The 23,806-nt window shown below is 66.3% G+C and carries 26 protein-coding genes; 18 read left to right on the forward strand and 8 right to left on the reverse strand.

Annotation, left to right across the window (positions count from 1 at the left end):
* Positions 1 to 276 precede the first annotated feature (276 nt).
* On the reverse strand, positions 277 to 1,134 hold the full coding sequence (locus ACIGKQ_RS18600; RefSeq protein ID WP_396574650.1) for a ribokinase: 858 nt from the start codon (positions 1,132 to 1,134) through the stop codon (positions 277 to 279).
* Positions 1,135 to 1,148: 14 nt separating this feature from the next.
* On the reverse strand, positions 1,149 to 1,883 hold the full coding sequence (locus ACIGKQ_RS18605; protein WP_266060586.1) for a YoaK family protein: 735 nt from the start codon (positions 1,881 to 1,883) through the stop codon (positions 1,149 to 1,151).
* A gap of 305 nt (positions 1,884 to 2,188) precedes the next feature.
* On the opposite strand from ACIGKQ_RS18605, the gene ACIGKQ_RS18610 reads away from it, so the two are divergent.
* From ACIGKQ_RS18610 to ACIGKQ_RS18650, 9 genes are all read left to right on the forward strand, one after another.
* The gene (locus ACIGKQ_RS18610; RefSeq protein ID WP_235722987.1) at positions 2,189 to 2,578 is read left to right on the forward strand and encodes an ethanolamine utilization protein; all 390 of its coding nucleotides are present in this window, start codon (positions 2,189 to 2,191) and stop codon (positions 2,576 to 2,578) included.
* 6 nt (positions 2,579 to 2,584) lie between these two features.
* A complete protein-coding gene (locus tag ACIGKQ_RS18615; protein ID WP_235722986.1) occupies positions 2,585 to 3,133 on the forward strand; it encodes a dimethylamine monooxygenase subunit DmmA family protein in 549 nt (182 codons plus the stop codon).
* Entirely contained in the window at positions 3,130 to 4,119 is a 990-nt protein-coding gene (locus ACIGKQ_RS18620) for a PDR/VanB family oxidoreductase (RefSeq protein WP_396574651.1), read from the forward strand. The genes ACIGKQ_RS18615 and ACIGKQ_RS18620 overlap by 4 nt, the downstream gene beginning before the upstream one ends.
* The gene (locus ACIGKQ_RS18625) at positions 4,116 to 5,657 is read left to right on the forward strand and encodes a DUF3445 domain-containing protein (protein WP_328715541.1); all 1,542 of its coding nucleotides are present in this window, start codon (positions 4,116 to 4,118) and stop codon (positions 5,655 to 5,657) included. The genes ACIGKQ_RS18620 and ACIGKQ_RS18625 overlap by 4 nt, the downstream gene beginning before the upstream one ends.
* Positions 5,654 to 6,658, forward strand: coding sequence for a PDR/VanB family oxidoreductase (locus ACIGKQ_RS18630; protein ID WP_396574652.1), 1,005 nt, complete (start codon positions 5,654 to 5,656; stop codon positions 6,656 to 6,658). The genes ACIGKQ_RS18625 and ACIGKQ_RS18630 overlap by 4 nt, the downstream gene beginning before the upstream one ends.
* Complete coding sequence (locus ACIGKQ_RS18635; RefSeq protein WP_396574653.1) at positions 6,655 to 7,674, forward strand: heme-dependent oxidative N-demethylase family protein; 1,020 nt, start codon at positions 6,655 to 6,657, stop codon at positions 7,672 to 7,674. The genes ACIGKQ_RS18630 and ACIGKQ_RS18635 overlap by 4 nt, the downstream gene beginning before the upstream one ends.
* 60 nt (positions 7,675 to 7,734) lie before the next feature.
* Positions 7,735 to 9,078, forward strand: a complete 1,344-nt coding sequence (locus ACIGKQ_RS18640) for an ammonium transporter (protein ID WP_266060590.1) — start codon at positions 7,735 to 7,737, stop codon at positions 9,076 to 9,078.
* 115 nt (positions 9,079 to 9,193) lie between these two features.
* The gene (locus ACIGKQ_RS18645) at positions 9,194 to 9,538 is read left to right on the forward strand and encodes an SMR family transporter (RefSeq protein WP_277614949.1); all 345 of its coding nucleotides are present in this window, start codon (positions 9,194 to 9,196) and stop codon (positions 9,536 to 9,538) included.
* A complete protein-coding gene (locus ACIGKQ_RS18650; protein WP_266060593.1) occupies positions 9,535 to 9,858 on the forward strand; it encodes a multidrug efflux SMR transporter in 324 nt (107 codons plus the stop codon). The genes ACIGKQ_RS18645 and ACIGKQ_RS18650 overlap by 4 nt, the downstream gene beginning before the upstream one ends.
* 554 nt (positions 9,859 to 10,412) lie before the next feature.
* Here ACIGKQ_RS18650 and ACIGKQ_RS18655 read toward each other — a convergent pair.
* The 6 genes from ACIGKQ_RS18655 to ACIGKQ_RS18680 all read right to left on the reverse strand — a co-directional run bounded on the left by ACIGKQ_RS18655 (position 10,413) and on the right by ACIGKQ_RS18680 (position 14,478).
* Positions 10,413 to 10,811 carry a type II toxin-antitoxin system VapC family toxin gene (locus tag ACIGKQ_RS18655; protein WP_235722978.1) on the reverse strand — a complete coding sequence of 133 codons (399 nt, stop codon included), beginning with the start codon at positions 10,809 to 10,811 and terminating at the stop codon, positions 10,413 to 10,415.
* Positions 10,808 to 11,080: a type II toxin-antitoxin system prevent-host-death family antitoxin gene (locus ACIGKQ_RS18660; protein WP_235722977.1), complete on the reverse strand. Its 273-nt coding sequence runs from the start codon at positions 11,078 to 11,080 to the stop codon at positions 10,808 to 10,810. The genes ACIGKQ_RS18655 and ACIGKQ_RS18660 overlap by 4 nt, the downstream gene beginning before the upstream one ends.
* Before the next feature lie 48 nt (positions 11,081 to 11,128).
* On the reverse strand, positions 11,129 to 11,272 hold the full coding sequence (locus ACIGKQ_RS18665) for a hypothetical protein (protein WP_235722976.1): 144 nt from the start codon (positions 11,270 to 11,272) through the stop codon (positions 11,129 to 11,131).
* Between the two features lie 193 nt (positions 11,273 to 11,465).
* On the reverse strand, positions 11,466 to 12,659 hold the full coding sequence (locus ACIGKQ_RS18670) for an FAD-binding oxidoreductase (protein WP_235722975.1): 1,194 nt from the start codon (positions 12,657 to 12,659) through the stop codon (positions 11,466 to 11,468).
* Between the two features lie 23 nt (positions 12,660 to 12,682).
* The gene (locus ACIGKQ_RS18675) at positions 12,683 to 13,936 is read right to left on the reverse strand and encodes an allantoate amidohydrolase (RefSeq protein WP_396574654.1); all 1,254 of its coding nucleotides are present in this window, start codon (positions 13,934 to 13,936) and stop codon (positions 12,683 to 12,685) included.
* Complete coding sequence (locus ACIGKQ_RS18680; RefSeq protein WP_235722973.1) at positions 13,933 to 14,478, reverse strand: HutD family protein; 546 nt, start codon at positions 14,476 to 14,478, stop codon at positions 13,933 to 13,935. Before ACIGKQ_RS18680 ends, ACIGKQ_RS18675 begins: the two co-directional genes overlap by 4 nt.
* Positions 14,479 to 14,556: 78 nt before the next feature.
* On the opposite strand from ACIGKQ_RS18680, the gene ACIGKQ_RS18685 reads away from it, so the two are divergent.
* From ACIGKQ_RS18685 to ACIGKQ_RS18725, 9 genes are all read left to right on the forward strand, one after another.
* Positions 14,557 to 15,444, forward strand: a complete 888-nt coding sequence (locus tag ACIGKQ_RS18685) for a LysR substrate-binding domain-containing protein (protein ID WP_287015845.1) — start codon at positions 14,557 to 14,559, stop codon at positions 15,442 to 15,444.
* A 128-nt stretch (positions 15,445 to 15,572) separates the two neighbouring features.
* A complete protein-coding gene (gene glnT / locus ACIGKQ_RS18690) occupies positions 15,573 to 16,919 on the forward strand; it encodes a type III glutamate--ammonia ligase (RefSeq protein WP_396574655.1) in 1,347 nt (448 codons plus the stop codon).
* Positions 16,920 to 16,974: 55 nt separating this feature from the next.
* On the forward strand, positions 16,975 to 17,883 hold the full coding sequence (locus tag ACIGKQ_RS18695; RefSeq protein ID WP_235722970.1) for a glutamine amidotransferase: 909 nt from the start codon (positions 16,975 to 16,977) through the stop codon (positions 17,881 to 17,883).
* Positions 17,871 to 18,563, forward strand: a complete 693-nt coding sequence (locus tag ACIGKQ_RS18700) for a protein glxC (RefSeq protein WP_235722969.1) — start codon at positions 17,871 to 17,873, stop codon at positions 18,561 to 18,563. Before ACIGKQ_RS18695 ends, ACIGKQ_RS18700 begins: the two co-directional genes overlap by 13 nt.
* Positions 18,564 to 18,580: 17 nt before the next feature.
* The gene (locus ACIGKQ_RS18705) at positions 18,581 to 19,912 is read left to right on the forward strand and encodes an FMN-binding glutamate synthase family protein (RefSeq protein WP_235722968.1); all 1,332 of its coding nucleotides are present in this window, start codon (positions 18,581 to 18,583) and stop codon (positions 19,910 to 19,912) included.
* Positions 19,913 to 20,035: 123 nt separating this feature from the next.
* Complete coding sequence (locus tag ACIGKQ_RS18710; protein ID WP_396574675.1) at positions 20,036 to 21,211, forward strand: 4-hydroxybenzoate 3-monooxygenase; 1,176 nt, start codon at positions 20,036 to 20,038, stop codon at positions 21,209 to 21,211.
* Positions 21,196 to 22,032, forward strand: coding sequence for a protocatechuate 3,4-dioxygenase subunit beta (gene pcaH / locus ACIGKQ_RS18715; protein ID WP_372512335.1), 837 nt, complete (start codon positions 21,196 to 21,198; stop codon positions 22,030 to 22,032). Before ACIGKQ_RS18710 ends, pcaH begins: the two co-directional genes overlap by 16 nt.
* Positions 22,029 to 22,583, forward strand: coding sequence for a protocatechuate 3,4-dioxygenase subunit alpha (gene pcaG / locus ACIGKQ_RS18720; protein WP_287015842.1), 555 nt, complete (start codon positions 22,029 to 22,031; stop codon positions 22,581 to 22,583). Before pcaH ends, pcaG begins: the two co-directional genes overlap by 4 nt.
* Positions 22,580 to 23,797, forward strand: a complete 1,218-nt coding sequence (locus tag ACIGKQ_RS18725; protein WP_328715538.1) for a lyase family protein — start codon at positions 22,580 to 22,582, stop codon at positions 23,795 to 23,797. The genes pcaG and ACIGKQ_RS18725 overlap by 4 nt, the downstream gene beginning before the upstream one ends.
* Positions 23,798 to 23,806 lie beyond the last annotated feature (9 nt).

Genomic DNA, 23,806 nt, shown 5'->3' on the forward strand with positions numbered 1-23,806 from the left:
TACTCGATCCGAGGATCTCGATACGCCACTCACTCCGTTCGCCGCTACTCGATCCAAGGATCTCGATACGCCACTCACTCCGTTCGCCGCTACTCGATCCGAGGATCTCGATACGCCACTCACTCCGTTCGCCGCTACTCGATCCAAGGATCTCGATACGCCACTCACTCCGTTCGCCGCTACTCGATCAGCGGTAGGGCGCGCTCTCGGTAACAGCTGGTCGAGTAGTCCGAGGCGCTAGCCGAGGACGTATCGAGACCAGTGACACCACCACGCCTACCCCTGCCGCGGACGCGCAACGAACTCGGTGGCGGCCGCGGCAGCGAGTTCGGCAGCCGCAACGAGCTCGCGACCCGACGCCAGATGAGCCCCCAGGATCCCGGCGAACACATCACCCGCGCCAGTGGTGTCCACCGCGCGGACCTGCTCGACGTCGATGCGGCGCATCGCCGAGCCCTCGGCCACGACGACACCGTGGGCGCCGAGAGTCATCACCGCAGAGCGCGCGACCCTCAGCAACGAACGCGCCGGCGCGACAGGATCGTCGTCGACATCCGGTGCGTAGAACCTCGCCTCGTGCTCGTTGACCACCAGCGGATCCGCAGCGGCGAGCACGTGTGCGGGCAGATCGGCGACCGGGCTCGGGTTCAGCAGAAACCGTCGGTCGTGCCGCGAGCACCAGTCCGCAACGGCCTCGGTGACCTCGGGCGGCGATTCGAGTTGGGTGAGAACGACTCCTGGGAACGTGGCGTCGAGAGCGTGGAGTGCGTGCTCCGCCGTCAGCTCCCGGTTGGCACCGGCCAGCACGATGATCCGGTTGTCGCCGTCGTCATCGACCTCGATGAACGCCCTCCCGCTGGCCTCGTGGGCACGGAGCACATGGGACACGTCGACGCCTCCGCCACGTTGAGCTGTCAGGAGTCGCTCACCGTCCTCATCATCACCGACGGTCCCGATCAGGGCGGTCGGTGCATGCCGAGCTGCCGCGAGCGCCTGGTTGGCGCCCTTGCCGCCGAGGCGCTGCGACACCGATCGCCCCAGGATCGTCTCGCCCACCTCGGGCATCCGGTCCACCTGGATGATCACGTCGACGTTGAGCGTGCCGACCACCGCGACGTCGACGGGCGAGTTCATAAGGGCCAGTATCCTCAGTGCCCGTCGCTCTCGAGGAACTTCGGATGGTCCAACCGCCAGGTCAGCACCGCCACGACCACCGCGACCGCGGCGAGCGTGAGCAGTGAATTGCGTTCGTCGAAGGCGTTGAACAAGATTCCGCCCACGATCGCGCCGGTCAGGAAGCCCGCGTAGGTGCTGGCGTGCGCCACCCACCCCCATCGCTTCCGGCCGGCGAGATGCAAACCGATGCCCTGTCCGATCTTGACCAGCGTCCCGGTGACGTACGACAGCGGCATCACGACCTCGCCTTTGCGGCTGATGGAGGTGTTGAGAGCGCCGAGCCCGAACGCGAGGCACAGCACCGGCGCTATGCCGAACTCGTCCTTGGGTGAGTTCAGGGTGGCGTCGGAGATCGACGCGGCCACGGTCGAGGCGGCCGTCAGCACGGTTGCGCCGTGGCGGGCTTTGCGCCAGAGATGGATTCGTGCGAGCGTCGCAACGATCACGCCGAGCACGAAGGTGAGTACGGTGACCAGCGCGGTGAAACCGAGGACGTGGGCGCCTTGGATGTGTTCGAGGACCATCCGTTCGGTGTTGCCCGTCATGAAGGTGACATACCAGCCGGAGGAGTACAACCAGGCGGCGGCGCCGGTCGCGCCGGCCAGTCCCGCCAGTACCGCGGCCAGGAGCATCTCGCGGCTGTCGTAGAAGGGGCCCAGGAGTTCCTTGCGCGTCTGTGACGTGGGCGGCGCGTGGGTGGTGGTCATCTCGTCGACTCCAGTCGTGGTCGGTGGTCGAGCGTCTGGCCTTCGCCGACTGTTGGACTCGTCGGGCATCTCCAGCCCACCCGAAGCGCGCGGCCCGCGCCACGTGAAACCGACCACAGACGGACCCTCTGGACCCGCCACACACCTCGCCGAACAGCGGTCTACCGATAGTGGACCATGTTTTACATCACTAAACGGTCCTGTCATCCCCATGTAACACGAACTGGGTTTCATGAGGTCGAACAAAGTCCACTGATGTTAGCCATGTGCGTCAGTGGTCACGAAATATCGATCGAGGAGGACCTATGAGCGTCGACAGCACCGAGACCACTGCGGCACCGTTCCTGGTGACCAGCGGCGCGTGGCAGAACCTGCCCAAGATGCCGGAATCGGAGTATCCCGGCACCCAGGGGTTCATCGGCGACGTCTACGAGAACCCGCAGGGCAGCGTCATGTGCTCGGGATACTTCGAACTGCGCCATACCGACGAACCGCTCTACTACGAGTACGAGTACGACGAGATGAAGGTCGTCCTCGAGGGTGAGTTCCTGTTGGAGAACAAGGAGACGGGTCAGACTCAGGTCGCGAAGGCAAAGGACGCCATTTTCTTCCCGAAGGGTTCCAAGATCTACTTCAGCACCCCGAGTTACGCGCTGGCGTTCTACGCCGGCCACCGCGACGCCGACCTGCTCTGAGGCTCCATGTCGCAGATCGCCTATTCCAGCATCCCGGCGTGGGCTCGCCCCGCCGCACCGACCGATGATGTGCCGTTCGACCTCTCGGGTCGTTCGTACATCATCGTCGGTGTGGGACCCGCCGCGACCGAACCGGTGCACCGCTGGGCCACGACCGTCGGGAGCGACAACCTCTGTTGCGCTCTGACATTCGAGGACGTCGACCAGGCGACAGCCACGCTTCGTCACGAACTTCTCCGGGCGCGGGTCGGGGTGCGGGTGGTGATCCTCGCCCCGCGCGGCGCGGCGCTTGCACTGCGCGGGGTTGCCACCACCGCCGGTCTCATGGATGACGAGATCGGCGTGACCGTGGTCGGCGTCGACGCGATCGAGGTGTTCTGTTCGCATTGCACGGCGCTGACCCGCACCGACCTCGGGGTCGACGACGTCATCGACTGTGCGGGGTGCGGCCGCCACCTGCTGATCTACCACCACGTCTCACGCCGGTCCGGGCACTACCTCGGCTTCATGGTCGACGCCGAGACCGCTTCGGTTGCAGAAGGAGTGAAGCAGTGACCATCGCCATCTCCGGAACGTCGACGGGTACGGCGCGTGCCGAATCGTCGACGTTGCGCCTCGTGGTCAGCGCCATCGAGGATGCGGCACCGGGTATTCGGAGCTTCACCCTCGCCGCCCCCGACGGGGCCGAGCTTCCCGGCTTCGTCGCGGGCAGCCATCTCGTGATCACCGCGGGTGAACGCACCAACGCCTACAGCCTCACCGGCGACGGAGTGGCGCCGAGGCGTTACTCGATCTCGGTGCTGCGTCTGCACGACGGTCTGGGCGGATCACGTTGGATGCACGATGCGGTGTCGGTGGGCGACGTGGTCGATGTCGAGATCCCGCGCAGTGCCTTCGCACCCGAGGCGCGCGCCGCCAAACATCTGCTCATCGCCGGTGGTATCGGGATCACCCCGATCCTGTCGCATCTGCGTGCGGCGCGACGATGGGGACGTGATGTCCAGGTGCTGTACTCGTTTCGCGAAGGCCGGGCCGCGCACGTCGACGACATCGTCGCACTGGCCGGTTCGCGCGCGGAGCTGTTCACCGATCAGCCGGCCTTCGTCGAACGACTTGCCGAGACCCTGATCGATCAGCCGATCGGGACACACGTGTACGTGTGCGGACCGGCGGGGATGATCGACCACGTCGTCGACGCCGCGGCCCGACTCGGCTGGCCTGCATCACGCATCCATTTCGAACGCTTCGGCACCGATGCGCTCGACGCAGGCGACCCGTTCACCGTGCACCTCACCGAGTCCGACACCACAGTCGACATTCCCTCGGGCACCTCGGTTCTCGAAGCACTCGAGGCCACCGGTCGTGACATCCCCAATCGCTGCCGGCAGGGGGTGTGCGGCGAATGCCGCCTGCCGCTGTCGGGGGGAGCCGCACTACACCGAGATCTGTACCTGACCGATGCGGAGAAGAGCGCCGGGGACGCGTTCATGCCGTGCGTCTCCCGCGCCGCCGAAGGCACCATTCTGGAGGTACCACTGTGACCACCGCGCCGACCGAGTCGCCCACCGATTCCGCTCTGGTGACCGGTTTCCCGTTCCCGTTCGTCGACGACCACTACCGCTACAGCACCAACGTCGAGCCCGCCGACCACACCGTGACGACTGCCGCCGGCCAGTGGGGCGATGTCGTCATTGACGTCGACTCCGAGTACCAGGCCGAGATCGACGAACGCGCAGCAATTCTCGCGGTCGATCCCTCGCGTTCGGCCCTGCTTCCCCACATGCGTCCGGCCGCCTGGGACGCGATGGTGACCATCATGCGTGAGTTGGCGACCGCGTATCCGGACGAGTTCGTGCTGCGCACCGCAGGCGACCACTGGCAGTGGGAGAACCACAAGCTCGGGGTCGCCGACACCTTCTCCTATGGCGACGACACCACACTCCCCAGCGATCCGCTGAGCTACATTTGCGGACAGATCCAAGAAGACGTCGTCCTCCTCGACCAGCGCGACGGCCAACTCTTCGCCGACGCCGGGGTGGTCACCTTCGCCGCGGACTGGAGCTTCGCATTCGACGTGGGTATGGCCTTTCTGGAGATCCACGGACCGGTGCCACGGGTGCGTGAGGAAGGGGTGATCACCCGTGCCCACGAGTTCATCAAACGTCTCCAGCCGCATCGGCCGTATCGCCGCACCAATTGGACCCTGACGATCGGACGCCGCCTGGATGTCTCCACCGAGCGTTACCCGGAGTGGGGACCGGACCGGGAGATGATCCAGCACGTCGACGACGAGACCTTCGGTCGACTCGTCCACCTGCGGGTCGAGGTGCAGCACCTGATCCGGCTGCCCGACTCCGGCGCCGTGATGTTCCTCATCCGCACCTACATGCTGCCGCTGGAAACCCTGGCCGCCGTGGAACCTTGGCGGCGGCGGACCGCCGAGGTCGTCGCCGAGCTCCCCGACGACATGGCCGACTACAAGGGCATCATCAAGTACCGCAGTCGTGCTGCGGAATGGTTGCGCGCCGCGCAGGTTGCTCCGGCAGCGCCGGAGATCGACGAGCGTCCCGGCGAAGGGCTGCCCCAGTGGCCCGCAGTGCCCGATCCCGTCGATCCGGGTGCGGCGTCATTCCTCATCGTCGCCGTTGGCGATGACCCGAAGACCGGCGAGGTGGCAGGCGGCTGGGTCACCGCGGCCGAACCGATCGGCCCCACCCGACTAGTCGTCCTCGACGCATTGAGCGAGAACGAGGACCGTGCCGCCCTGCAGTCGGCGCTCGAGCGGGCGACCACCGGTGTCCGCATCCACCTGGTCGGCGGGCAGTACGACGTGCTGACCGCGCTTGCGGTGGCCCGCGAATCCGGCGCCGTGGCAGCGGAACTGTCCGCGTTCGTCGTGCACACCCGCGACCTCCCCGTCTACTGCGCGCAATGCCGGGACACCTTCCGCGTCGTCGGCGCGCCCGGCGAGGCCGCTGCCTGTCCCGGATGTGCTCGGACGTTGGAGGTCCACCAACACCACTCCGCCGTCCGCGGCGGATTCCTCGCCTCCTCGGCCGAGCCCGGAGCCGTCTCATGACGATCGCCGCCGAGGCGCCGGCCGGTCACCTGCACCCTGGCAACACCACCTCGATCCGACCCATGCGCGTGGTGGCGATCACCCGACTCGCCGACGCCATCAGCCACTTTCGGTTGGTCCCGGCCGACGGGGCACCGCTGACACCGTTCGTGCCGGGCAGTCACCTCATCGTCACGGCCGGCGCCCACCGCAACGCCTATTCCCTGGTCGATGACGGCTTCCTGCCCACAAGTTACGGCATCTCGGTGTTGCGCCGGAACGGTAGCGATGACTCGGATCGTGGTGGCTCGGACTGGATGCACCGCAACGTGTCCGAAGGAACGGTGCTCGACGTCGAAGGGCCGCGGTCGATGTTCGCACCCGTCTGGAATCAGCGTCACGCACTGCTCGTCGCCGGAGGGATCGGCATCACCCCGGTCCTGTCGCATCTGCGCTCGGCGCTGCGACGTGGAACCTCGGCCGAGGTGATCTACTCCTATCGGCGCGCCGGTGGCGCCCACCTCGATGAGCTGCGAGACCTGGCCACCCATCCCGACATCGGTCTGTACGAGGTCTCCGGCGCCGACGACACCCGTTGGCTGCTTGCCGAGCGGTTGGCCCAACAACCGCTCGGCACCCACGCCTACGCCTGCGGTCCGGCGCCGATGTTGGAGACCTACCTCGAACTCGCCAGTGCCGCGGGGTGGCCCACCTCCCGAGTCCACCTCGAACGCTTCGCCGCGCCCGAACAGGATCCCGGTGATCCGTTCACCGCGACAGTGCGCTCGACCGGCGCCCGGATCGACATCCCCGCCGGCATGTCGCTGCTACAGGGCCTGCTCGATCACGGCGTGCCGGTGCCGAACCTGTGCCGGCAAGGCGTGTGCGGGGAATGCCGGATCGGGGTCCGGTCCGGCGTCATCGAGCATCGTGACTTCGTACTGACCGACGACGAACGTGCCGCTGCCGACAGCATGCTGTGCTGCGTCTCCCGCGGCCAGAACATCGAGGTGAATCTGTGACCATCGAATCACGATCCGCCGCAGACTTGCCGATTTCCGAAGGCACGGATCACCTCGCGAACCTGCCGTGGCCGTTCCCCGACGACCTCGAGCAGTTCCGGTACAGCGTCAACGTGGAACCCGCCCGCGTACCGCGCGTCACCCGCGGTGGTGAGTGGGGTCGACACATAGTCGACCTCGGCGGTACCGAATACCCGGCTATCATGGCCGACCGCCGACGCATCCTCGACAGCGACCCCCACCGCGTCAAGGTGCGTCCGGGAATGGAACCGGCCTGCTGGGATCTGTTGCTCTACTACCTGCGTGATCTGTCCCTGAGCTATCCGTCGGTGATGCACCTGACCGAACACCCGGAGCATCGATTCCATTGGCGCAATGAGCTTCTGGGAACCGACCAGTACTTCGTGCTCGGCGACGACGCATCCCTGCCGGGCGGTCCGTTGGAGTTCCTGGCCCGCGAGGTGCCCGACGACCTGCTCTTGGTGATCGAACGCGACGGACACCTCTACTTCGATGCCGGTGCGGTGACCTTCGCCGCCGCGTGGTCGGTGTCCTTCGACGTCGGTATGGACATGTACGAGATCCACGCCCCGGTACCGGGATTGACCCGCCAGGGTATCGTCTCCCGCGCCGAACAGTTCCTGCGCCGACTGCCTGCCGACCAGGTCTACCGTCGACTGAACTGGACGCTGTCCGCATCGGATTCTCCCAAGCTCGACGTCAGTCTCGAGGAATTGCCGGAGTGGGCGGACGACATCCCACAGATGCTGCGCGACAGAGGTTTCGGACGTGCGCGTCTACGTATCGAACTCGAGCACTTCATTCGGCTCCCGATGACCGGTGCGGTGACCTTCAACATCCGCACCTTCATGGCCTCGCTGGCAGAGATCAAGCGGATTCCCGCCTGGGCGGCCCAACTGGCCACCGTCATCGAGACGCTCAGCGAGCCGATCGCCTCCTACAAGGGATTTCTGGAGTACCGCGACGACGTCGTCGCCTACCTACGCGAAGAGTAGATCCACCGTCGATCAAATCTTCGCATCATCTGTCCACCTAAAAGACCCAAGGATTCTGCTGTGGAACCCATACTCGCCGCGAACGCCGATCTGGCGTGGATGCTCGCGGCCTTCGTCTTTGTCCTCCTGATGTTCCCCGGGCTCGCCCTCTACTACGGCGGCATGATGGGAGCGCGCAATGTCTTGAACATGATGACCATGGTGATGGTCACTCTGGGCATCACCAGCGTGCTTTATGTTCTCTACGGATACGGGTTGGTGTCGGGACCGTCGGTCAACGATTGGGGACTGATCGGTAACCCGCTGGACTACATCGGTCTCGGTGCGAACATGGCCGACGACGGCTCCGGCAGCACCCAGGTGCTGTACTTCGCCGCGTGGTTCATCCTGTTCGCCGCGATCACTGTCGCGATTGTCGCCAGCGGTGCAGCGGGCCGGATGAAGTTCTCGGCGTGGATGGTGTTCGCCCCGATCTGGCTGACGCTGGTGTACTTCCCGGTGGCGCACTGGGTGTTCGCTGCCGATGGCGACGGCATCAGTGGCGGTTTCCTGCTGAACGACATCGGTGTGCACGACTACGCCGGTGGTACCGCGGTGCACATGAACTCCGGTGTCGCGGCCTTGGCGCTCGCGCTGGTACTCGGCGCGCGGCGCAAGCGCATGGAGCGACCCCATAATGTGCCGATGGCGCTGCTCGGCGGTGGCATCCTCTGGTTCGGCTGGTTCGGGTTCAACGGCAGCTGCGCACTCGGCGCCAGTTTCCTCACCCAGGTGGTCATCCTCAACACCCTGCTGGCCGGCAGCGCGGGCATTCTCGGCTTCGCAGTCATCGAGAAGTGGCGTGAAGGCCACGTGACGTCACTGGGCGCCATCACCGGTGCGGTGGCCGGCCTGGTCGGAATCACCCCCGCCGCCAACACGATGACCCCGCTCGGCGCGCTCGCGGTGGGCTTGCTCGCCGCCGGTGTGGTGGCCTTCCTGCTCAGTTTCAAGAGCCGCATGAAGGTCGATGACACCCTCGACGCGTTCGCCGTGCACGGTGTCGGCGGCATCGTCGGCACCCTGTGCATCGTGCTGTTCGCATCGGAGTCGGCGCCGGCCGGCGTGACCGGCATCCTGTTCGGCGGCGACATCAGCATCCTGTGGAAAGAGCTGGCTGGAATCGTCATCACCTGCACCTATTCGTTCGTGATGACCTGGCTGATCGCCAAGGGACTGGACAAGGTCATGACGCTGCGCGTCGACGAGGAGACCGAGGTGACCGGCCTGGATTCGACCATCCACGCCGAGACCGCGTACGAGATACCGGCGGCGGGAGTGGGGCATGCGCCGGGGTTGGGAGCCGGTGTGCCGCTGCGGAACGGTCTCAACGGACCGGTGGAGCGGGTGCCGACGTCGAGCTGAACCGGTCAGTCCATCCAGCGGGGGTTCGCCGATCACGGCGAACCCCCGCTTTGCTAGCGTCAGCGATCATGACGAGCGCACAGTCAGGAGTCGTCGTCCCGTGACCCGGTGGATCATGCTGGTGTCGGCCATCCTCTGTGAGGTCGCCGGCTCCCTGTCGTTGAAAGCCGCGCTGGACAACCCGGCGTGGTACCTGGTTGTCACGATCGGATACGTGGCGGCATTCGGCTTTCTGACCGCAGCGATGCGGGCCGGTATGGGAATCGGCGTCGCCTACGGCATCTGGGGCGCACTGGGGGTGGCGTTGACGGCGGTGTTCAGCTTTCTGATCTTCGACGAGCCGCTCACCGCGACAATGATGGTGGGGCTGGTGCTGATCATGGCCGGTGTGCTGCTGGTCGAGTTCGGGTCGCAACGAGCGCAGGCCGAGCGCGACAAGAAGATCGAGGCGGTCGCGTGACCGCCTCGATCTTCTTGGTCTGTGCAATTCTCTGTGAAGTGGCCGCGACGATGAGCTTGCGAGCGGCCGTGACCGGAACCCGCCGGTGGTACGCCGTCGTAGTGATCGGTTACCTTGTGTCGTTTGTCTTCTTGTCGCTGACCCTGGCTCACGGGATGCCGTTGGGCGTGGCCTACGGCATCTGGTCGGCCACCGGGGTCGCGCTGATCGCCGTGCTGAGCAAGTTCATCTTCCGAGAACCCTTGACCCTCATGATGGGTGCGGGTATCGCTCTGATCATCGGCGGGGTGCTGCTGGTCGAGACCGGCAGCACTCACTGAGTCGTGGCCACCTGAATCAGGAGCCGTGGCCTGGCGCCGCGGTGCCGAAACCGTCGGCCCGGAGGAGTCAGTGATCAGCCACTCTGACAACGATGCAGTGGTGACGACTGCGCCCGCATCTCCGGTAGATCTTTCTCGCCGAAGCGCGGAATCACGGTCCTGGCTCGGCGCAAACGTGCCTTTCGCCGACTTTTTCAGGGATCTGTCGCGCTCCGGACTGAGCACTGCGGAGGTCGTGGTGCGTGAAACCTGGAGACCGGCTTTGAACTCATCCGGGAAGCGAGACTGGCCTGGGGCCCTCGTGTAACGGACGGTGCCGCGGGTCGCGAGCGCGGTGGTCGTGGACTGATCGGCGGTGGGGAGTTCATCGTCCGAAGCGCGTAGGTGAGACCGCGAGCGGCGGATTGGACCAGGATGGTCATCTCTCGTGGGTCGCGGGAGCCAGCCGTACCCAGGACCGAGATCGACGACGACGACGAGATCCATATCGGACGGCATGCCGCCGACGATAGGGTCGTGACACCGTAGCGGTCAGCGCCTGCGTGACCCGTGGATCACTCTGTGGGTGACCGTGTGACGTAGCCGAGGCGGGCGCATCCCTCCAGAAGCCGGCGGTCGTAAGCGAGCACACCGGTGAGTTGCTCGCCGATGTGGGCGGCCGACGCGAGGTGGATGGCGTCCAGCGAACGCAGGGTCGAAGGGCCGATTGTCTCGGCGCGCGCAATGACCGCCTCGGTGATGGGGATGATGTCGATGCCGGCGAGCGCTCTGCTGGCGCGATCCATCAGTCCGCTGCTTCCGTCCCGAACTGCCGTGCGCATCAGTTCGACTCGAGTCAATGCGCTGGTCACGAGGTTCTCGTCGTCGTGCTGCTGTAGCCAGGCGATGAGGGCAGGTGTCTCGGCCTCGGACACGACGAGTTTGACGATGGCAGAGGTATCCGCGTAGATCATCGTTCGTCGCGCACGCTGTCGAGCTCCGACGTCAGGTCTCCGACGGGCAGATCCTCGACCTTGATGGCGTGCAGAGAGCCGGGGCTCCGCGCGGGCGTGAGGACACCGGCCCTGATCAAGGCCTCGCGTCCGGAGGTCTCGGTAGAGACAGGCACGAGTCGTGCCACCGTCTTGCCGCGATTGGTGATCGAGATCTCTTCGCCCGCTTCGACCTGCGCGAGGTAGCGAGAGGCATGCTGGCGAAGCTCGCGGATACCGATGGTCGTCATGAAAGCAATAGTAGCACTTCATGTGCTACCTGGGCCCCCGGTATTCCATCATCGGCTCTGCGCCCCCAACGAGAAGCCCGCGTTGTAGAAATTGTTGCTTTTCCCGGTGACCAGGTCGGCCGCCAGTACCCCGAACGCCGGGCAGAACTTGAAGCCCTTGCCGGACAACGCGGTCAGCATCGAGTACCGCACCGGCTCCCGGGTTCAGATCGGGAAAGAAGTTTCCCGCCCAGCGGTTGATCCTGGCGAGATCCGCACGGCTGACGACCGGCAGGTCCATCTCTGCCCAATGTGCCGTTCGATGTCGTGCTCGTGCTCGATCTGTGAATGCACCTGCAGTGACGGGTGAGGTCAGGCCGACGCCGAGACATCGGCCCGACCCGTCTCATCGCATCTCGCCGGCCCCCTCATATGGATTGAGGCTCAGCAGCAGATCGCCCTCGGCGAATCGCGAGTACCGGAAGTCGTGCGGGTCGACGTTCTTCAGCGTCGTCGAACCGCTGAGCAGCAGATCGGCGACGAGCTTGCCGACGGCGGGCGAGATCTTGAAGCCGTGACCGGAGAATCCGGTGGCCAAGAAGAGTCCGTCGACCGGCGCGGGGCCGATGATCGGGTTGTAGTCCGGCGTCACATCGTAGGCACCGACGTAGCTGCTGGTGATGCGCGGATCGGGCATGTCGGGCAGGCGGTGACCGGCCTTCATGATGATCTTGTCGACGGTGGATTCGTCGGCGCGGTTGATGTAGTTGTCCGGATCGATGTACTGCGGCGCAGAGTGATCCGAGTTCCCCATCAGCAGTTCGCCGTTGGGTTCGCGACAGATGTAGGACAGGCCTGCCAGGTCGGACAGCACCGGCACGACCGGCGTCGGCTCACCCTGATCGACCAGCACCAGCTGTGCCCGTTGCGCGCGGACGTCGACCGGCACACCGACGGGTGCGGTGAGCGCGGGGGTCCACGGGCCGGCCGCGACTATCACCGTGTCGGCGTGAATGGTGTCCCCGTTGGCAAGTGCGGCGCCGACGACGCGGCCGTTCTCGCCCTGGAGGAGTTCGGTCACCGTGGTGGACTGACGTACCTTCACTCCGAGCTTGCGGGCCGCGGCAGCGAACGCCATGCCGGCCATGTATGCCTCACCACGCCCGCCGAGCGGCTCATAGGCGAAGGCGGCGAAGTCGTCGAGGTGCAGGCCCGGCCACAGCTCGGCCATAGTGTCGTGGCCGATGAGCGACACATCGATGCCGAGGCCCTGCATCATCTCGACGTTGGCGTGCAGTGGCGCGAGGTTGTTCTCGCCGACGCCGACGACATAGCCGCATTGTTGGAAGGCCATGTCGTCGCCGAACAGTTCGGTGGCGCGGGTGAAGATGTCGACGCCGTACCAGCTCATCGCGGCCAGCGACGGGTTGCCGTAGTGGCAGCGGACGACACCGCTGGACTTGCCGGTCATCCCGGAGCACAGCGTGTCGCGCTCGACGACGAGGACATCGGTCTCGCCCTGATCGGCCAGCGACCAGGCGATGGCGAGGCCTTCGAGGCCGCCGCCGACGATGAGGAAACGGGTGGTGGTGGAGGTCATGGGAGAGTTCACTTTCCGTGGTTTCAGGACTGGGTCAGGAGGTTGGCGAGGACGGTGGCGAGGGCGTGGCCGCCGGCATCGGCGTCGGGGTCTTCCACGTACTCTTCGGGGGAGTGTGAGATGCCGGTGGGATTGCGGACGAACAGCATCGCCGTAGGGATCTCTTCTTTGAGAACGCCGGCATCGTGACCGGCGCCGGTCGGCAGGATCGGGGCGTCGGGCAGGATGTCGGAGAGCCGGCCGCGCAGACCGGGATGAAAGTCCACCCGCGGACTCATCGACGCCTCGGTCAGCGTCATCGAACAGCCCTCGGCCCCAGCATGCTCGCGGGCGACCGCAGCGATGTCGGCAACCAGCGCGGCCACCACGGCGTCGTCGGAATGACGGACGTCGAGCCAGACGTCGACCCGCGACGCGATCACGTTGCTGCCTCCCGGAATCGGATCGAGTTTGCCGACGGTGGCGCGCGCACCGTCGACGGTCCGGCCGAGTCGTCGGACGTCCAGAACCGTTGCGGCGGCAGCGAGCATGGGGTCGCGACGCCCGTCCATCAGGGTGGTGCCGGCGTGGTTTCCCTGGCCGCCGAACGACAGTCGCCACCGTCCGTGGCCGAGAATCGACGACCCGATCGCGATGGCCCGGCCCTGGTCGATCAGACCGCGTCCCTGCTCGACATGCAGTTCCACGAAGCATCCGATCTGCGACAGCCGCTCGTCGTCGCGGCCCATGCCGGCGGGATCGAGTCCGTTGCGGGCCGCGAGGTCGGCGAAGGTGGTGCCGTCGGCGTCGGTGAGCGCGGCAGCCCGTTGGGGGGTGACCGCGCCGGTCATCAACTGCGAACCCAGGCAGGCCAATCCGTAGCGTGAGCCCTCCTCCTCGGGGAAGACCGCCAGCGCGAGGGGACGCTCGGGCACCACCGAACCGGCCTGCAGGGAGTCGATGGCGGCGAGCGCGGACGCGACACCGAGCGGGCCGTCGAAGGCGCCGCCACCGGGAACCGAATCGAGGTGGCTACCGGTGACCACCGCGTCGGCCAGCGGGAGCCTGCCAGGGTTCCACCACGCCCAGATGATGCCGTTGCGGTCCTGCTCGATGTCCAGTGATCGTGCCCGGGCGGCTGCGATGAACCATTCTCGAAGCTCGAGCTCGGCAGCGGAGTACACCGGACGGCTGTAACCGCCACGGGCGCTGTCGGTGCCGATGTCGGCGATCTCGGCCAGCAAGCCGCTCACCGAGGTCGTGCGGGCGACAGTCGTGCGGGCAATGGACTCGGTCATGGGTTCTCCTCGGGTTGCAGTCGGACGGCGGCGACAGTTGCGGCGCCCCGGATCTCATGACGGATATCGGCGAGAAACACGGTGTCCCAGCGTCGTAGGTCGTGCTCGCCGACGACGAGTCGGCCGGCGAGTACCATCCACGCGATCCCGTCGTCCGGCCCGGGGCTGACGCTGCCCCGGATGTGGCGCAGGGACAGTTCCCCGAGGCACCTGCCGCGCCTGGTCATCAGATTGAGCAGACGCGTCGGCCGGCGAGTGGGGGTGGCGTCCACGACGTCCTCTCCGGCGAAGCTCACGCGATCGAGCAATGCGATCGTGCGAGCGGCCCCGTTGATGGTGAGGTCGAGTGGCTCATCGCCCACGACGACGGCCGTTCGATCCAGGCCGGGGAACCGTGAGAACCGGCCGGGGACAGCGATGTCGGCGATGCTGAGGGTCCAGTCCGGGGTGTCGGGAGGTCCGCCGGTGGAGATCCGTCGGGTGACGCCGAGGCAATTGCGCCATGGAGTGGCGACAAGGTCTGCCGCGCGCACGATCGTCATATCCCCAGTAGACGGCGGTCATTGACAAAACTCCAATACGTATTTGACGAAGACTTATCCGCTGGACAGAATAATTGGATGGAGCTGCGTCATCTTCGGTACTTCCGTGTCCTGGCCGATGAACTGCACTTCGGACGGGCCGCGGCCCGTTTGCACATTTCCCAGCCGCCGCTGACGGCGCACATCAAGGACCTCGAACGCGAGGTCGGTGCCCGCCTCTTCGATCGGACGACGCGGCGGGTGGAGTTGACGGGAGCCGGTGCGGTGTTCGCCGAACGGGTCGAGCTGCTGCTCGCCGACCTCGACGATGCGGTCACCGAGGTGCGCGACCATGCGGCGGGTCGTCGGGGGCGTATTCGGGTCGGCTTCGTCAGTTCGGCGAGCGGGACCGTGCTGCCGCCGGGGCTGCGGATCTTCCGTGAGATCCACCCTGACGTCCGGGTAGATCTCTCCCCGTTGACAACTCGCGAGCAACTCGATGCGCTCGCGGCGGGCTCCCTCGACGTCGGACTCATTCGATCCGGAGGAGCAGACCCGGGACTGACCGTCGAATCACTGTTCGCCGAACCCATGGTCGCGGTGCTCCCGGCGGAGCACGCTCTGTGCTCGCGCGAGCTCATCGACGTCGATGAGCTCGTCGACGAGCGGCTGATTCTGTTTCCCAGTGACCTGATGCCGGCATATGTGGCGCAGATCTGGGCTCTGTTCGGCACCATCGGGTCCGAGCCGCTGGTGGTGCAGGAGGCAATACACCACGAGACCGTCGTCGGGCTGGTATCGGCCGGAGTGGGCATCTCGATCCTGCCCGCGTCGGTAGAGCGGTTCCGTCCAGCCGACGTGGTGATCAGGCCCATCGCCGACGCGCCGATGACGGCGCTGCTCATCGCGCGGCCGGCCGATGATGCGAACCCCGCGGTCGACGGGTTCGTCGAATGCCTCCGTGCGGCGCAACGGATCGACGACTGAACGGTATCGACACACATCACTCACGACTCCGTAATCGGGCGGAAACAATCGAGATGTCTACTCGGTGTAGACAAAGTTTCCCAACAGGGGACATACTGAACTCGACATCCACACGACGGAGAATCACCATGACCGACCGCAACGAACTCGCCGACCTGTGCGAGGCCTCGGGGACGAAGTTCATCCTGGCTCTGTTCGTCGACCTCCGCGGCAAGCCGTGTGCCAAGCTCGTCCCGGTAGAGGCCGTCGACGAACTGGCCACCGACGGAGTCGGCTTCGCGGGCTACGCGGTGGGCGCCATCGGACAGGAACCCAAGGACCCCGATCTGATCGCGATTCCCGATCCGGCCTCGTTCACCCCGATCCCGTTCATCAAAGAGGGTCTTGCCGTCGTGCACTGTGACCCGCATGTCGAGGGCAAGCGGTGGCCGTTCGCTCCGCGCAACATTCTCAAGTCGCTGATCGCGCAGGCTGCCGACGCCGGCTTCGAGCCGTGGGTGGGTGCCGAGGTCGAGTACTTCCTGCTCAAGCGGAACGCCGACGGCGAGCTCGTTACCGCCGATGACGCCGACGACTCGAACCAGCCCTGCTACGACGTCCGTGGCCTCACCCGCATGTACGACCACCTGACCGCGGTGTCCACCGCGATGAATCAACTCGGCTGGAGCAACTACGCCAACGATCACGAAGACGGCAACGGTCAATTCGAGCAGAAGTTCAAGTACGCCGAGGCATTGACCACGGCCGACCGGGTGATCACCCTGCGCTATCTGTTGTCGACCATGGCGGCCGAGCGTGGCATGGTCGCCACCTTTATGCCCAAGCCGTTCGCCGAACGTACCGGTTCCGGTCTGCACTTCCATCTGTCGCTGACCTCCGGCGGTGCGCCGGTGTTTCCCGACTCGGCCGGCGAGGATGATCGCGGACTCGGATTGTCGCCCACCGCCTACGGTTTCGTGGGCGGCGTGCTGGAACACGCATGCGCGCTGCAGGCGCTGATGGCTCCGACGGTCAACTCCTACAAGCGAACCGGGGCTACGGCCACCCGGTCAGGCGCATCCTGGGCGCCGCGTCGCGCCACCTACGGCGGCAACGACCGAACCCACTTTGTGCGGGTCCCCGACGAACAGCGTGTTGAGTTGCGCGGGGGTGACGGCTCGGCCAACCCGTACCTGGCCATCGCGGCCGCGCTCGGCGCCGGACTCGACGGCGTCAAGCGCAGCCTCGACCCGGGCGAGATCGGTAGCTGCCCCGAGCACATCGACGCATTGCCGCTGACCTTGCTGCATGCTGTCGAGGCGCTCGACACTGACCCGGTGATCACCGGTGTGCTCAACGCCGCCGTACCCGACATCGAGGACGGCGCGAGTGGTCCGGTCTCGGAATACTTCTCCCGCCTCAAGCGCGAAGAGTTCTTCGCGTGGCATTCCGCGGTGTCCCCGTGGGAGATCGACAACTACCTGACCGCCTTCTAGAACCCTCACCGGCAGGTCCCAGCCAGAAACGTTTGAGAAAGACAAGGAAATCACCATGTGCGGAATCGTCGGGTTGCATCTGCGCAACCCCGAACTCCATCCACGCCTCGGCGAGCTCCTCGGCCAGATGCTCGGCGAGATGCAGGACCGCGGCGCGGACTCGGCCGGCATCGCCATCTACGGCGACCCGACGTGGTCGCCGGCCGGCCACGGATGTGTGTCGCTGCTGGAAACCGGTGTGGATGCAGCCGACCTGGATGCGGCCACCGCGGCCGTCGGCGCGGAGCTGGGTAGCGAGGTCACTGCACAGCTCGTCGACGACACCCTAGTCCTCGCCGCAGCCGCCGTCGACTCGGAAACGCTGCTCACCGCCGCAACCGCCGTCTACCCCACCGCCCTGGTCGCCGGTTTCGGTGCCGACCTCACCGTGCTCAAGGGTGTCGGCGCACCGCGTGATCTGGTGCAGTCCTGGGGACTTCCGAGCGCGAGCGGTTGGCAAGGTGTCGGCCACACGCGCATGGCGACCGAGTCGGCGGTGACCCCGTCGGGTGCGCATCCGTTCGCCGTCGGGCCCGAGCAGTGCCTGGTGCACAACGGATCGTTCTCCAACCACGCCACCATCCGTCGCGAGCTACGTGCCGAAGGGGTGTCCTTCGACAGCGAGAACGACACCGAAGTCGGCGCCCGCTTCGTCGCCCACCAGCTCGCACAGGGCAAGGACGTGGAGACCGCACTGAAGGAGGTGTGCACCACCTTCGACGGCTTCTACACCCTGCTGGTGTCCAACCACGATTCCTTCGCCGTGGTGCGCGACGCCATCGCCTGCAAACCGGCAGTCATCGCCGAAACCGACGACTGGGTCGCCATGGCCAGCGAGTACCGCGCGCTGGCGAACCTGCCCGGCGTCGAGAATGCACGTATCTGGGAACCCGAGCCTGAGGTGGTCTACGCATGGACACGCTGAATTCCAACACATTTGATCTCGCCACCACACCGCTCCGCGAGGTCAACGCCGCCCTTCACAACGATGACGTGTGCGGCGAGATCGTCATCGACCATCCCTCCGGTGCGCACAGTGTCGCCGCGGGCGTGAATGCGCCCGTCAAGATCACCGTCAACGGACACGTCGGCTACTACGCCGCAGGCATGAACCAGCAGGCCGAGATCACCATCAACGGCAACGCGGGAACCGGTGTGGCCGAGAACATGATGAGCGGCACCGTGGTCGTCAAGGGCAACGCGTCGCAGTCGGCCGGTGCCACCGCGCACGGCGGCCTCCTGGTGGTCGAAGGTGACGCGGCGGCGCGCTGCGGCATCTCGATGAAGGGCGTCGACATCGTCGTCGGCGGCAACGTAGGCCACAACAGCGCTTTCATGGCGCAGGCCGGCCGGATGGTGGTTCGCGGCGATGCCGGTGACGGACTGGGAGATTCGATCTACGAGACCCGCATCTACGTCCGCGGCGAGGTCGGCTCGCTCGGCGCGGATTGCGTCGCCAAGCCGATGCGTGCCGAGCACCTCGACGAATTGGCGGGTCTGCTGAAGGCCGCCGGCTTCAAGGATGACGATCCCAAGGACTACACCCGTTACGGCTCGGCCCGCGAGCTCTACCACTTCCACGCCGACAACACGTCAGCGTACTGAGCATTTCGGAGAACACCATGACCGACACCCGATCGATCGAACAGCGCGGGCTGCGCGAGTCCGCCACCTTCGACCGCACCACGATCGCCGCCATCCAGCGGGCCGCCGACACCGGCATCTACGACATCCGCGGCTGGGGCGCCAAACGCAAGCTGCCGCACTTCGATGATCTGCTGTTCCTGGGCGCTTCGATGTCGCGTTACCCGCTGGAGGGCTACCGCGAGCGCTGCGACACCGATGTCGTCCTCGGTAGCCGAAATGCCAAGTACCCATTGCATCTCGACACACCGGTCACGATCGCCGGAATGAGCTTCGGTGCGCTGTCGGCCGGGGCCAAGGAAGCGTTGGGGCGCGGTGCATCGGAGGTCGGGACGTCCACCACCACCGGTGACGGTGGCATGACGCCGGAGGAGCGGGGGCAGTCGAAGAACCTCGTCTACCAGTACCTGCCGTCGCGCTACGGCATGAACCCCGACGACCTGCGTCGCGCCGATGCGATCGAGATCGTGCTGGGTCAGGGCGCGAAGCCCGGCGGTGGTGGAATGCTGCTGGGCCAGAAGATCTCCGAGCGCGTCGCATCGATGCGTACCCTGCCGCAGGGCATCGATCAGCGCAGTGCGTGCCGGCACCCGGACTGGACCGGACCCGACGACCTCGCCATCAAGATCAACGAGTTGCGCGAGATCACCGACTGGGAGAAGCCGATCTACGTCAAGGTCGGCGCCACCCGCACCTACTACGACGTGAAGCTGGCCGTGCATTCGGGCGCCGACGTCGTCGTCGTCGACGGCATGCAGGGCGGCACCGCCGCGACCCAGGACGTGTTCATCGAGCACGTCGGTATCCCGACGCTGGCCGCGATTCCGCAGGCAGTGCAGGCGTTGCAGGAGCTGGGAGTTCACCGAGAAGTGCAGCTCATCGTCTCGGGCGGCATCCGCAACGGTGCCGATGTCGCCAAGGCGATGGCATTGGGTGCCGACGCGGTCGCCATCGGTACTGCCGCCCTCATCGCGTTGGGCGACAACGATCCCCGCTACGCCGCCGAGTACGAGGCATTGGGTTCGGCCGCCGGTTACTACGACGACTTCCAGGACGGCAAGGACCCGGCGGGCATCAGCACCCAGGACCCGGAACTGTCGGCGCGGTTCGATCCCGTCGAGGGGGGCCGTCGCCTCGCCAACTTCCTTCGGGTGATGACCATGGAGGCACAGACCATCGCCCGCGCCTGCGGCAAGGCGCATCTGCAGCACCTCGAGCCCGAAGACCTGGTGGCCATCACCATCGAGGCCTCGGCCATGGCGCGGGTGCCGCTGGCCGGCACGAGCTGGATTCCGGGCGCCGGGTTCTGAGGCGGCCCCCGACGACGCATGGCTTTCACTCAGTGAAAGCCATGCGTCGACTTCCGTGATCGCCGACTCCTATGGTCATGCCATCGCATCACCTCACAGGATCGGAGAGCGCCCATGAGTTCAATGGCCCCCACCCGCACCCGGGTGGCCATCGTCGGCGGCGGTCCGGCCGGCCTCATGTTGTCGCATCTGCTGTACGTCGCCGGCATCGAGAGCGTCGTCGTCGACAACCGCACTGTCGAGCAGATCGAGACGACCCACCGCGCCGGCATCCTCGAACGCGACAGCGTGCGCCTGCTGGTCGACTCGGGCGTCTCTGACCGGGTGCTCACCGACGGCCACGAACACGAAGGCATCTCGTTGCGCTTCGGTGGGGTGAGCCATCGCATCGACTTCCAGAAGCTGGCGGGCGCGTCCTGCTGGCTGTACCCGCAGACCGAGGTGTTCATCGACCTGCATCGCGCCCGTACCCGCGACGGTGGTGAGCTGCGCTACGGAATCACCGACACAGAGGTCGTCGACGTCCTCGACACCCCGACTGTGCGCTACACCGATCCGGACGGTGTCCGGCACACGATCACCGCCGACCTCGTCGTCGGCGCGGACGGTTCCCGCAGCATCTGCCGCAAGCTCGTCGCCGACCCGCACATGTACTTCCGGGAGTACCCGTTCGCCTGGTTCGGTGTGATGGTGCAGGCGCCACCGAGCGCACCCGAATTGATCTACAACCGCTCGCCGCAGGGTTTCGCGCTGATCAGTCAGCGCACCGACACCGTGCAACGCATGTACTTCCAGTGCGACCCCACCGAGGACCCCGAGGCCTGGTCCGACGATCGGATCTGGGAACAACTGCACACCCGGCTGTCCGGGTCCGACGGATTCCGGCTCCAGGACGGACCCGTCATCGAGCGGACCGTGCTGCCGTTCCGCAGCTTCGTGCAGTCGCCGATGCGACATGGCCGGCTGTTGCTGGCCGGTGATGCGGCACATACGGTTCCGCCTACCGGCGCCAAGGGACTCAACCTCGCGCTGTCCGATGTGCGGGTGCTGGCCGAGGTCATCGAACGCGCGCTGAACAACAGCGACGACGACGCACTCGACACTTACACCGCGCGCGCCCTGTCGCGGGTGTGGAAGGCCCAGCACTTCTCGTACTGGATGACGACGATGCTTCACAACAGTTCGGACGCATCGGAATTCGACGAACAGCGCCAACTCGGTGAACTGGAGACGCTGGTCTCCTCCGAGGCCGGCTCCACCTATCTCGCGGAAGGGTACACAGGATGGCCACACCATTGATGTCCGGCGCCGACGAACAGTCGGACGTCATCGACCACGGCGGTGCGTCGTCGGATGCTGCAGCCGGTACACAGCGACAGATCAGTGACGAGATCGCCCACATCGCAACCGCATATGCCGACGGATTGACCGCCGGTGCGAGCCCCGAGACCCGCCCACGGCTCGACTATGCCCCCTACCGCTCCAGCTTGCTGCGGCATCCCACGAAGGACTTCCGCCACTCCGACCCCGAGGGCATCGAACTGTTCTCGCCCGCGTTCGGACACCGGGACGTCGACCCGCTGGAGGCGGACCTGACGATCCAACACGGCGGTGACCCCATCGGGGAGCGCCTCGTGGTGACCGGGCGAGTGCTCGATAGTGCGGGACGGCCGGTGCGCGGGCAGCTGGTCGAGGTGTGGCAGGCCAACGCGGCCGGTCGCTACATCCACAAGCGCGACCAGCATCCGGCGCCGATCGACCCCAACTTCACCGGCGTCGGGCGCTGCCTGACCGATGACGACGGCTGGTACAAGTTCACCACCATCAAGCCGGGGCCGTACCCGTGGAAGAACCACCACAATGCGTGGCGACCGGCGCATATCCACTTCTCGGTGTTCGGCACGGCGTTCACCCAACGGCTCGTCACCCAGATGTACTTCCCTGGCGATCCGCTGTTCGCGTTCGACCCGATCTATCAGGCCATCGTCGATCAGCAGGCCCGCGACCGTCTGGTCGCCGACTACGACCACGATCTGACCCAACACGAGTGGTGCACCGGATACCGTTGGGACATCGTTCTGAACGGCGCCGGCCAGACCCCGATGGAGGAGGACCAGTGACCCTCACGCCGACCCCCGGCCAGACCGTCGGCCCGTTCTTCCACTACGCGCTGCCCTTCGAGGGTGGTGCCGAACTGGTGTCCGCCGGCCACCCTGATCGGATCAGGCTGCACGGCACGGTGTTCGACGGTGCCGGAGATCCGGTGCCCGACGCCCTGATCGAGATCTGGCAGCCCGACGGTGCGGGTAATGTCAGTTCGGCGACGGGCTCCCTGCGCCGCGACGGCTTCACCTTCACCGGTTTCGGACGTGCGCAGACCGACCGCGTCGGACACTACACGTTCGCGACGGTGGCGCCCGGCGCGGCGAACGAAGGCGGCGCACCGTTCTTCGCGGTGTGCGTGTTCGCACGCGGGTTGCTCGACCGACTGTTCACCCGCGCCTACCTACCGGTCAGTTCACCGGCACTCGCCGCGGATACGCTGTTGAACTCGGTGCCCGACGATTGCCGCGCCACCTTGATCGCCGAGAAGGACGCCGACGGCTACCGCTTCGACATCCATCTGCAAGGCGAGGTTGAGACGGTGTTCCTCGATCACGGCGGCCGATGAGTAATCTGCTCTGGCCGGGTGATCACCATGCCGGTGACTACTTCACCGACAGTGCGTTTCTGGATGCCATGCTGCGGGTGGAAGCGGCGTGGTCGGTGGCTCTCACCGAGGCCGGGGTGGCGCCGCCCGACGCGGCGGTGACCTACGACGTGTTGCGCGATCTGGTCGGTGACGCAGATCTGTCCGCCATCGCCGACGACGCGGAATCCGGCGGGAACCCGGTCATCCCGCTCGTGAAGATGCTTCGCGGCCGGGTGGACACGGTAGCCGTGGGCAGATGGCTGCACCGGGGGCTCACCAGCCAGGACGTCGTGGACACCGCGGTCATGCGCTGTGCCGCTGACGCATCCGAGGCGGTCGCCGTCGAGCTGGAGCGCCAGGCCCGGATCCTGGCCGATCGCTCCGACGAACACCGGCACACCCCGATGGTGGCGCGCACCCTGACCCAGCATGCGGTGCCGACGACCTTCGGTCTCAAGGCGGCGATGTGGCTGCGTGGCGTGCTCGACGCGCGCGAGCAGGTCGCAGAAGTGTCCTTTGCGGTGCAGCTCGGCGGTGCGGGCGGGACGTCGGCGGCGGTCGTCGAACTCGCCGGCGGTGGCCCTGCCCGAGTGGCGGCCGAGACATCGACGATCGTGGCCCGTGAACTGGGTCTGGAGGCCACCACGCCGTGGCACGGTGCACGCAGCGCCGTGACCCGCATCGGTGACGCCGCCGTCACCTGCACCGACAGTTGGGCGCATATCGGCAACGATGTGCTCGCGCTGTCACGACCGGAAATCGGTGAGCTGACCGAGGGAGCCGGCGGCGGGTCGTCGACGATGCCGCACAAATCCAACCCGGTGCTGTCGGTACTCATCCGGCGGGCAGCGCTCGCCGCGCCGCCCTTGGCATCGAGTCTGCACCTGGCCGCGGTGGACACTGTCGACGAACGCACACCCGGGGGTTGGCACGTCGAATGGGACACGCTGCGGACCCTGTTGCGCCGCACCCTGGTCGCAGCCCGTCAGACCACGCGGCTCGTCGACGAACTGCGGGTCCACACCGACCGCATGGCGCACCGCCTTGCCGAGGCTGGCGACGCCGTCACCTCGGAGCAGACGACCATGGCCGAGATCGCCGGCCACACCCCGGCCGGTCAGTACCTTGGCGCCCCAGACTTCTACATCGACGCGCAACTCGAGCGCCTACGCACCATGACCAGGACACCATGACCAGGACAG

The organism is Gordonia sp. NPDC062954, from assembly GCF_044543825.1.
Classification (GTDB): Bacteria; Actinomycetota; Actinomycetes; order Mycobacteriales; family Mycobacteriaceae; genus Gordonia; species Gordonia tangerina.